This is a genomic window from Geobacillus sp. (assembly GCF_017515625.1).
In the GTDB taxonomy this organism is placed as follows: domain Bacteria; phylum Bacillota; class Bacilli; order Bacillales; family Anoxybacillaceae; genus Geobacillus; species Geobacillus stearothermophilus.
The window spans coordinates 1-10,206 of the sequence record NZ_JAFWFM010000094.1 but is presented as its reverse complement, the minus strand read 5'-3'; the positions used below and the strand labels follow the sequence as shown (position 1 = coordinate 10,206).

The 10,206-nt window shown below is 51.9% G+C and carries 5 protein-coding genes and 2 pseudogenes; 2 read left to right on the top strand and 5 right to left on the bottom strand.

The genetic code is table 11. The annotated features are described in order from the left end of the window. Nucleotides 1–96: 96 nt before the first annotated feature. A pseudogene (glgB, locus tag IKE44_RS05965) lies at nucleotides 97–1,353 on the bottom strand (1,4-alpha-glucan branching enzyme); the annotation flags it as partial. A gap of 187 nt (nucleotides 1,354–1,540) precedes the next feature. On the opposite strand from glgB, the gene IKE44_RS05960 reads away from it, so the two are divergent. Continuing rightward, nucleotides 1,541–2,491 (top strand): cation diffusion facilitator family transporter, encoded by a 951-nt coding sequence (locus IKE44_RS05960; RefSeq protein ID WP_049625450.1) that lies wholly within the window; start codon nucleotides 1,541–1,543, stop codon nucleotides 2,489–2,491. A 42-nt stretch (nucleotides 2,492–2,533) separates the two neighbouring features. On the opposite strand, the gene IKE44_RS05955 is transcribed toward IKE44_RS05960, so the two are convergent. Continuing rightward, nucleotides 2,534–5,641, bottom strand: coding sequence for a S8 family serine peptidase (locus IKE44_RS05955; RefSeq protein WP_049625449.1), 3,108 nt, complete (start codon nucleotides 5,639–5,641; stop codon nucleotides 2,534–2,536). Nucleotides 5,642–6,079: 438 nt separating this feature from the next. On the opposite strand from IKE44_RS05955, the gene IKE44_RS05950 reads away from it, so the two are divergent. Beyond that, a complete protein-coding gene (locus tag IKE44_RS05950) occupies nucleotides 6,080–6,706 on the top strand; it encodes a LysE family translocator (protein ID WP_033016374.1) in 627 nt (208 codons plus the stop codon). 348 nt (nucleotides 6,707–7,054) lie between these two features. On the opposite strand, the gene IKE44_RS05945 is transcribed toward IKE44_RS05950, so the two are convergent. The 3 genes and pseudogenes from IKE44_RS05945 to IKE44_RS05935 form a co-directional block, all read right to left on the bottom strand. Beyond that, the gene (locus tag IKE44_RS05945; protein WP_033016371.1) at nucleotides 7,055–7,687 is read right to left on the bottom strand and encodes a LysE family translocator; all 633 of its coding nucleotides are present in this window, start codon (nucleotides 7,685–7,687) and stop codon (nucleotides 7,055–7,057) included. Nucleotides 7,688–8,499: 812 nt separating this feature from the next. Further along, nucleotides 8,500–9,609: pseudogene (locus IKE44_RS05940) on the bottom strand (bifunctional 2',3'-cyclic-nucleotide 2'-phosphodiesterase/3'-nucleotidase); the annotation flags it as partial. Beyond that, nucleotides 9,594–9,749 (bottom strand): hypothetical protein, encoded by a 156-nt coding sequence (locus tag IKE44_RS05935; RefSeq protein ID WP_287465297.1) that lies wholly within the window; start codon nucleotides 9,747–9,749, stop codon nucleotides 9,594–9,596. The gene IKE44_RS05935 and the pseudogene IKE44_RS05940, both read right to left, overlap by 16 nt. Between the last annotated feature and the right edge of the window lie 457 nt (nucleotides 9,750–10,206).

Genomic DNA, 10,206 nt, shown 5'->3' with positions numbered 1-10,206 from the left:
TATCGGATTTGAAGTGGCACTAGACGGTATATTGTTAGCTTATTCCCTGGTTACACTTGGGCTAGTTGAGCGCTAAAGCTCAACTAGCACCACGGGTGGCAAAATGAAATTTTCTGAATACACATAAAGGAGGGAAAAGGTGACTTGATTGTGTGCATGCTTCCGCTCATGCGGCGGCGTTTCCATATACTTCAGCATGTCGTTCATCCAGCCCATGTTCCACTTGTAGTTAAAGCCAAGCCCGCCGTCATACGTCGGCGCCGTCACCCGCGGCCAATCGGTCGAATCTTCAGCGATCATCAAGACGTTGGGGTCATAGGCAAACACCGCTTCGTTTAACTTGCGCAAAAACTCGACCGCATACGGGTTTTCATAGAGCTGGTCGTTGTTCGGCCAATACAGCATGTTCGCGACCGCATCGACGCGGAATCCGTCGACGTGGTAATACTCGAGCCAAAACAAGGCGTTGGAGATGAGAAAACTGCGCACTTCCGGTTTGCCTAAGTCAAAATTCGCCGTCCCCCAGACGTAATTTTCCCGGTCTTTTTCGTTCGCATATTCGTACGTCGGGGCGCCGTCAAACATATATAACCCGTGGGCGTCCTTGCAAAAATGCCCCGGCACCCAATCGAGAATGACCCCGATTCCTGCCTGATGGCAGCGGTCGACGAAATACATGAAATCATGCGGCGCACCGTAGCGGCTTGTCACCGCATAATAGCCGGTCCCTTGATACCCCCACGAACGGTCGAGCGGATGCTCGACAAGCGGAAGCAGCTCAATGTGCGTAAATCCACGCTCTAGCACGTACGGGATAAGTTCGTCGGCCATCTCACGGTACGTCAAAAAACGACCTTCCTTTTTCTTCCACGAACCAAAATGGAGCTCATAAATGACCATCGGCTGCTCGTAAATCCGCTTTCGCCGCTTCTTCCGCTGCCAAGACTGATCGTTCCACTGGTATCCTTTCAGATCGTAGACAATCGAGGCGGTGTGGGGGCGCAATTCGGAGCAAAACGCGTACGGGTCCGCTTTCAGCAGCACCCGCCCATCCGGCGTGACGATCTCATACTTATACAAATGCCCTTCCAAGTTTTCCGGGACAACGATCGTCCATACTCCTTCATCGTTCACTTTGGTGAGGCGGAACTTCGCCCCGTCCCAGCCGTTAAAGCTGCCGACCAGGCGCACGTCGCGCGCATGCGGCGCCCAGACGCAAAAGCGGGTGGCGGCCCTTCCGCCCTCATCGATCACGTGGGCGCCAAACAGCTCGTAGCTTTTATGCAAGCTGCCTTCATGAAACAAATACACTTCCAAATCCGTCGGATTCGCCGCAATCAAGTTCGATCGCATCCTTTCTGAAGCAAGATGATGGCCATACACAATATTGACTCCTATTCGCCAGCAGCAGGATTCATTCCTTGAATTGTTCGTCTATATTTTTAGACAAATTCCAACAACCGCTCTTTCTCGCTGTCGAAATTTCATTTGCACACAAGCGGATTTTTATATTATAATTTATAAATAACGGAGGTGCATTATGGCTCCAACACTGTACGATTTTCACCATCTCCCGCACGTCAAAACGCAACATGAATCAAAAAAAGCGCTCTGGGTGACGCTTTTGTTGACCATGTTTTTCACCGCCGTTGAAATCATTGGCGGACTGATTTCCAACTCGCTCGCCCTCTTGTCCGATTCGGCCCATATGGCATCCGATGTATTGGCGCTTGGATTGAGCATGGTCGCCCTCTACATGGCAACGCGCCCGCCGAACCGCCGCTTTACGTTCGGTTTTTTGCGATTTGAAATCATCACATCGTTTTTGAACGGGCTGACGTTGGCCGTCATTGCGCTGTGGATTTTATGGGAAGGCATTCAGCGTTTTCTTCATCCTGAACCGATCAACTTTCGTCTTATGCTCGGAATCGCGGCGATCGGCCTCATCGTTAACTTGACGTTGACCATCGTCTTAAGCCGGAGCACGAAAGAAGAAGACAACTTGAACGTTCAGAGCGCCCTTTGGCATTTCATCGGCGACTTAATCAGCTCGATCGGCGTCATCGTGTCCGCGCTGCTCATTTACTTCACTGGCTGGACGATTTTCGATCCGATCATCAGCCTCGTGATCGCCGCCATCATTTTCACAGGCGGGGCGAAAATTATGCGTGAATCGTATCTCATCTTAATGGAAGCCGTACCTGATGGGTTCGATCTCGAACAAATCCGCGCCGACATTCGACAGATCGAAGGGGTCGAAGACGTGCACGACATGCATTTATGGGCCATCTCCACCGACCATTACTCGCTGTCGGCCCATGTGTTTGTCAGCGAGCACATCCAGCCGCTTTGTGTCATTTTGGCGGTGAATGAAATGCTGAAGGAAAAATACGGCATTGAGCATGCCACGATCCAAGTCGAGCACACCATGCTCCACGACCACGGAACCTATGGGAAGGCGTTTTTGGAGAAAAAGAAGCAGCCGCAATGATAAAGACCGCCCATGCCGAATCGGCAAGGCGGTCTTTTATGATCAGTTCACGGATCGTTTTAACCCGTTTTTGGCTCCGTTTTCTTTTTGCAGGCGGTACGAAGCTGCATATCCCGTTTCTTCCGTTTCGTCCACGCCGTAGACATAAACATTACCGAGACGGTCTTTGTATGCAAGCAAGTAATAGTAGTCACTGTATTTGTCTTTTTTCGCATACACGATGTTGGTTTCCACATTGGCCTTCAGCGAATAGGTCTTCTCATCAATGTACGCATCGCCGTACGGGTCATAGACGAATAACGTAGCCGTCACGGCTTCCGTGACGCGAATCGATAAGTTCAAGGCCGTCCGGTTGCCATAGCTGTCATAGGTGAAAGAGTAAAGGGAAGAAACGAGCCATGGAGGATCAGCGCTGTTATCGATTTTCCCTTCCGTCGTTTCGATCACCCCATTCGCAAACCGGGCGGCAATGCGGAACGTATAGACGCTGTCATCGTAAAACACGGTTTCGCCATTGTCGTTCAATCCATCCCATGTCAGCACTTGATCGCCGGCGTTAAGCGGATGTTCCGTCCAGATCGTCCGCACTTTTTCCCCTGCCTCATTGAAAATTTCCGCCGTCACCGTCGCTGGCGTGGACAGCCGGAAATGGACTTCGCTTCCCATTTCTTCATAAAACCAGACGACTTGCGGCGCGGCCACGTTGGCCAAGTCGACGTGCAGGAGGCTCGTGAAGGAAGCCTGCTGCCCGCGGGCGTCCACCACTTTCATGCGCACCTCATATTGCCCGTCAGCGACATACTGGCCGCTTCCGTCTTTCCCATCCCACGCCGCCTTTTTGCTTCCCGGGCCTTGCTGCGATCCAGAGAGAACGGTGCGCACGAGGGACGAACCTTGGTAAATTTCCACCGTGACGCTGCCCGCCTTCGACAGCGTATACGGGATGTCAAATGGCCCTTGCTGGACATAATACAAATCGTCCGGTGCCTGAATGGTTGGCTTGCGCCAATCTTCCACCTTAAATTTCGCCGTATGGACCACAAGCTTGTTGCCGCACAAGTCGGCAATTTCAACAGTATAATAGTAGTTTCCTTCACTGACAAAGGCGTTTTTGTTGTCTTTTCCGTCCCAGCTGATCGTATAAGAACCGCTGTTGTATTTTTTATTGCGCAAAAGCTGTTTGCTGATGGCTCCTTTTTCTGTTTTCACGTAGGCAGAAACGACGAGAGGCTCTTTCAGATTCATCCGGAAGCTTGCTTTCGCCACCCCGTCCATTTTAAACAGTGTTTGGCCAAGCGACACGCCGCTAAAGGCGACTTTTGTATCGATCACGACCGAGAGGCTGCGCGCGGCTTCCTTGCGTTTTTTGTCGTCCACTGCGGACAGTTTCAACCGGTACGTTCCGTCAGGCAGCAGCTTTCCGCTCGCATTTTTCCCGTCCCAAACAAGCGTCTGTTTTCCGCCGGAAAGCCATTTGTTGCTCCAAATCGTTTTCACGAGCTTGTTTTTCGAATCGTACACTTGCGCCGTGACGCTTGCCTTTTTGTTGAGCGCAAACGGAATGGACACCTTCCCTTTTGCCTTCGGCGAGAACGATACAGTGGAAGATGACAGCTGAATAGACGGAACCACGCTGTCTACAACCTTGATTTGCTTCGTTTTCGCCACCGTTTCGCGCCCGTTCGACACTTGAACGACCATCGTATACGCGCCGCTTCCGACAAATGCGCCGTTATCTTGTTTGCCGTCCCACGACAAGGAAATGCGGTTGCTGTTCCAAAGCTTGTTTTTGGCGATCGTCCGGACGGCGTACCCCCTGCTGTTTTTTACGTACGCCGTCACTTTCAGCCCTTTTCTATAGGCGGACAGCGAAAACCCAACCTTGTTATTTCCCTTCATTGTAAACGTTCCTGCCGCCGAAATCGAAGACAGCGGCGAAGGCGTGTTCCGCACCGCCTTATAGGCATCCACTCTTCCATACCCATAAAACACGTCCCATCCCTTACCGCCCAGATCGACGGTTGACTTTCGCAAAATGCTCTCGACTTCCCCGCGCGTCAGCAGCGGATTTTTCGACAACACGAGCGCTGCCGTGCCCGATACGATCGGCGCCGCCATCGATGTCCCAGTCAGGCTGTAATAGGAACTTCCCGGAAACGTGGAATAAATGTTGACTCCGGGGGCGGCGAGGTCAATGTAATCGCCGTAGTTGGAGAAATCGGTGATCCAATCGCTGCTGTCCGTAGCGCTCACGGCGATGACCGGGTCAAACGCAGCCGGATACACCGGGAAGTCTATATCGTCATTTCCCGCCGCCGCGACAAGCACAACTCCTTTGGACACCGCGTATTGCACCGCTTCTGCTTCGTACACTGTCGCGGAGTACAACCCGAGGCTGAGGTTAATCACATTCGCTCCGTGGTCTACCGCATACACGATTCCGTACGCCACGTCGTAACTCGTCGCCCCATCGCCTTCGAACACGTTCACCGGCATAATTTTCACATTCGGCGCCACGCCCACGACCCCTTTTTTATTGATCGACGCGGCAATGATGCCGGCTACATGCGTGCCATGCTCCCCAGCTGGGACCGACTTCGCCCCTGTCAGCACATTGTAGGGGGATACAATTTTTCCCGCCAAATCGGGATGGTTCATCTGCACCCCGTCATCGACGACCGCCACGGTAATTTGCCCCGATCCTTTTGTCGTATCCCACGCCTTCGGGGCGTTGATTTTTTTCAAATGCCACTGTTTGCTGTACCCTGGATCGCTCGGCGTATAAGTCCGTTCAATCACGTAGTTCGGTTCCACCGATTCAATTTCCGGAAGTTGGACGAGTTTGGCCGCCAATCCTTTCAAATCCGTGCCTTTCGGCGCTTTGACCAGGGAAAAGTTCCCGATGTCCATGAACGAAAGCTCGGCAGCCCGAAACAGCCGCAGCAGCGCTTCCCGCCGTTGTTCGCTGATTCCTTCTTTAAACTTCACAACCAACTCGTTTGCCGCTATTTCTTTTGGCTCGGAAAACTTTACAACGACATCCTTCACCGAAGACGGCGGCTTGACGGAATCCACTGTTTCCGCTGAGACAGCGGAATGATAGACTCCGAGCAGCAGCAGCGACAGGCCGATGGCCCTCAACCATTTCACGTGTTTGCTCCCCCTTCTTTTCGCTTCCCTTTCATTACGGCCGCCATGCCATCTTTCACTCGAACCGGCTACCCCCTTTCCTTTGTTGCTATATAGGAAAATATAACAATATTATACAATTGGAAACTGCCGTATATCTACCACTATTTAACTCAATCTTTGTAAAGAAATCCCTCGCTTCAACGCGAAGGGAAAGAGGGGGTGAATGTCGGTCGGCATCAGCCGAACCGCCTGGATACAGTTGTTTGTAAACTGGATGCAGGGGCTGCACGGGGAAAATCCAATGCGAAAACGAAACGAATCTTTCCACGAGAATCTACCGGTTTTCGCTTTGATCACTACTGTTCAGGAAGGAACCGCCCCCTCTTTCGCGAATCCATATACATAACCGCCTTTCACGGCCGCCCCGCCAAAACCGATCGAAAAGGAGGATTTCCGATGGAAATGGAGGTCATCTTGTCGTTTTTCAGCGTCGCCATATTGCTTACATTGGCGCCGGGCCCGGACATTTTATTCGTCATCGCCCAAAGCGTGTCGCAAGGCAAACACGCAGGCATCGCCACCGCGCTCGGGCTGTGCACCGGCCTGCTTGTCCATATCAGCGCGGCGGTGCTCGGCGTCTCGGCCGTCATTTACCAATCCGCCTTGGCCTTTTCCGTCGTCAAATATGCAGGCGCTGTGTATTTGCTGTACCTGGCCTGGCAGGCGTTCCGTGAACGAGACGAGGGCCTCTCCTTTGGGCGGCAGAAGCCAATGGCATACGCCTCGCTGTACAAAAAAGGCATTGTCATGAACGTGCTCAATCCGAAAGTGTCGCTCTTCTTTTTGGCGCTCCTGCCGCAGTTCGTTGATCCGTCAGCGGGCCAGATCCCGCAGCAAATGCTCGTATTAGGCGTCATCTTTCTCGTTCAAGCTCTCGCTGTCTTCACCTTAGTGAGCATCGGTGCGGAAAAACTGCGCCAATGGCTCTCGGCCCACACCGCCATCACTAGGCGAATCCATTGGCTCAAAGGCGCCATCTTCGCGCTGATCGGCATCCAAATCGCCGTCAGCGAGCGGTCGTAGCGGAAGAAAAAAGAGGGCGGCTGCCCTCTTTTCTGCTCATCTCCACAACAGTGCCGCGCCTCCCAATATGAGGAGCAGGGAGAGAAATAGCACCCATGTTGACCAAAGATCGATCATTTCAAAAAACAAGACTATTCTCCGCTCACGCCCCTCCTTCTTCTTGTATTCTTCCCACTGTTGCTTAATGATCACGATCCCAAACGGAAACACCCCGATTCCCGCCACAAGGAGAATCACCGCTATTCCTTTGTCATCCGTCCCCATTCCTCTAGCCAACCTCCGCACCGAATCACCGCCCGCGCTTTCAGGCAGGTGAGGATCATGCTTTCTGACGCCGTTCGCCCTCGCTCACGACGCTTTCGTTTGCAGCAGCTTCACACCAAGCCCGATAAACACGATCCCTGTCAATCGATTGACAAGAAGCGCCATTTTCGCGTTTTGACGCATCCGTTTCGTCGCTAGCGCGGCGACATAGACGACGCCAAGCCCCCACAGCGTGCTCGTCACCACGAACGAAACGCCGAGCAGCAGAAACGGAAGCGGGCCGTATGGCTGGGCCGTTTCGATGAATTGCGGCAAAAACGAAAGGAAAAACAACGCCACTTTCGGATTCAACACATTCGTCGTCACGCCGTGCCAATAAATCTTGTTCAGCTTCATCGGCGCCAACTCCCCCGACTCCAACGCGGGCGGCGCCGGCTGCCGCATCATTTTGATGCCAAGATACACCAAATACGCCGCGCCAGCGATTTTCACAGCCGTAAATAAGACAACCGACTGCTGCAAAATCACCGCCAAACCAAACGCAGCGAGCAACGTATGAATGAACACTCCCATCGAAATGCCCAACACCGAATACACGCCCGCTTTTCTCCCTTGCGCCACACTGCGCCCCATAATATACATCGTATCCACTCCCGGAGTGGCATGCATCAAAATCGACGCCAGCAAATACATCCCGTAACTTGTAATGCCTAACACATGTCTCCCTCCTGACCAAGCTAGCAAACAATCATCCATGGACAGTGGCACTGCTTTCGGGCAATGTTACAAAAGGTGGGGGGCTTCACCACCGATACAGTGACAAAATCGTTCCGTTTTCCAAAACGAATGATCCCAAGAACCTCGATGTCCACCGGCCTTCGAAAAAGCAGATGATGGGTAGCGCCCGGTCGGACAAGCAGCGCTTCCCCAATCGAACATCTTTTTTCCTTCCATGACCGCCCGCTCAACGAAAGCGGCTGTTTTTCACTGTCCTTGTTAGAAGTGAACTGCCCACCACCTACGCTTCGCTTAGAGGCAGGGGCTTCAAGCGACTTGTGCGTGTTCACTGAACGGTAAGCCACAAACAAGAACCCTTTACGCTTCCCTTCGTTCCAAAGGTGTCGGTTTGAACCATAGACGATCATATTCATCGGCGATGGCCAACCGAAATTCATCTCCCACCTACTCATTGATCGATCGCTCTTCACATTCCTTGAGGTGGGAGACTTCTTTCGGAAATGACGTTAACGTAAAAGATCTTCTTCTCATCGTCAGTCAAAAAGGCGATATTTTCGAAATGGAAAAAATGGCAGTAGCGCCAGAAATACTTTTAGTCACATTTTCGTGTCACCTAAAAGGCCGGTAAAAAACGGCTGTCACGAGCAAATCAGCGGCATTTCGCCGAAAAAGAAGATTGATTCCGCAAGGTTGTTCTAATTAAGAAACAGCTGGAACTAGCAGTATTTTATACGAAATCACCTGCCTCCTAAATCACCTGCTATTTTTCCAACCTCTTCTTAACGTCCAGATTTTTCTAGCTCTTTCGAATGGTTTGTTTTCGTTTCTTTCCAAGACAACAGCGTAAGTTCGTATTGGGCAAACCCGTTGGACAATGTCGCCACATAGCGGATGCGGCTGTCTGGCGGCAAATATTTTTGTGCTTCCAGTGACGATTCAAAGGAAACGGTCACCGATGCTTTCCCTTTCACTGGCGCAAAGGTCCAGTTGCCGTCCACGGACGGGTTGATCGTTCCGTTTTCGCGAATATAATCGATGATCACTTGCCGGTTTTCATCCGGCGCGGCCAAAATCGTGTTTTTCCCGCCCGGATTGATGATCCGGTTCGTCGTCGCCCGATAGTTGTTCGTCGCAACGATAAATTCCATCTTCGCCGTCACCGGTTTGCCTTGGAATCGCAAGTTTTTAATGCGGTTTGCTTTCGGATTGATCACATTTTGGTTTTTGTCGTATTTCGCCGGCTCGGTCACATCGATCTCGTACGTCACGCCATCAATAATGTCGAAGTTGTACGTCGGGAAGTCGTTGTTGACAAGCGGCTGAATGCCTGTCTTGTTCGGGTCGATTTGGTTGAATTGTCCCGCCGACCACTCAAGCCATTCTTTCAACTCGGCTCCCGTAATTTTCAGCGCATACACCGTGTTTGGATACAAGTACAAATCGGCGACGTTTTTAATGGCGATTTCCCCTGCCGGAATATCCGTGTAATAGCTCGGTCCACCGCGCCCGCCGGCCTTGAACGGAGCGCCGGCTGACAGCACCGGAAGGCCTTCATACTGCGTCCCTTTTAACATTTTTTCCACATACCACTTTTGGGCGTTCGTGACGATTTGCACGGACGGATCATCTTGAACGAGTGCAAAATAGCTGTTGATCGGGCTCGTAGTTTTTCCAACCGGGCTGCGGACGTACTGGATCGTCGCTTCGTGCTCCGCCTGAATGGCCTGCTCGACGGCCGAATCGCTGTCAACCAACGGCGTTTTCGTCGCCTTGTCATACACTGGACGGAGTTGGGCTTTCGCTTGCGTCACTTTCCATTTTCCGTCGACTTGCTCGACCGTCAAGTCGATCACGCCGAGCGTATCGCCCCATGAACCCGGCATCGTCACCGGAACGCCACTAAAATGCGCAGCTTGACGACGTCCCGCTCCTCCGCGCCTACCGCCGTCGGCCCAAACGAAGGAGCCAGCAGCCCCAACGCCAACACCACGCTCGCCGCCGCGTATTTCTTCCGTTTTTTCAATGTCCATCTCCCACTCATCAAATCATTGTCATCTTTCTGCGCCCACATAGCGCGCTCGAAGACCGGGTGCCGGTCGTCATCCCGGAGCTCGCCGAGCTATCGCATATGTCGGCCCAGTGAACGAAGCTGATCACCATGGCACAAGCGTTTCTCCAACAAGAGACAACCTGACCTTTTTGTCCTCCTGAGCCCGTCGAAGAGAAAACCTGCCGGATTCGGCGAAGCGAACCCTTGACCAACCGAACACCGCCAAAGGTAACATTCGATAAAGGCAAGGGCGGCTTTTCGATTGCCTCCGTTATTCCCCCATTCTTTGTTGTCCCTTGACAATAATATTTTATTTTAAATATTAATAAAATAAAATAAAAAATTAGATTCATGATTAACTTCTCAAACTTGCTTACTCCATCGCCTTACGAATATGCTCTGGAATCATCTGTAAATTATCACTTTATTTCGGAACAAAAGAGACATT

Excerpts from the sequence above, each read along its gene's own strand:
- IKE44_RS05960 (WP_049625450.1), top strand. The coding sequence starts at position 1,541 with ATGGCTCCAACACTGTACGATTTTCACCATCTCCCGCACGTCAAAACG.
- IKE44_RS05950 (WP_033016374.1), top strand. The coding sequence starts at position 6,080 with ATGGAAATGGAGGTCATCTTGTCGTTTTTCAGCGTCGCCATATTGCTT.
- IKE44_RS05935 (WP_287465297.1), bottom strand. The coding sequence starts at position 9,749 with ATGAGTGGGAGATGGACATTGAAAAAACGGAAGAAATACGCGGCGGCG.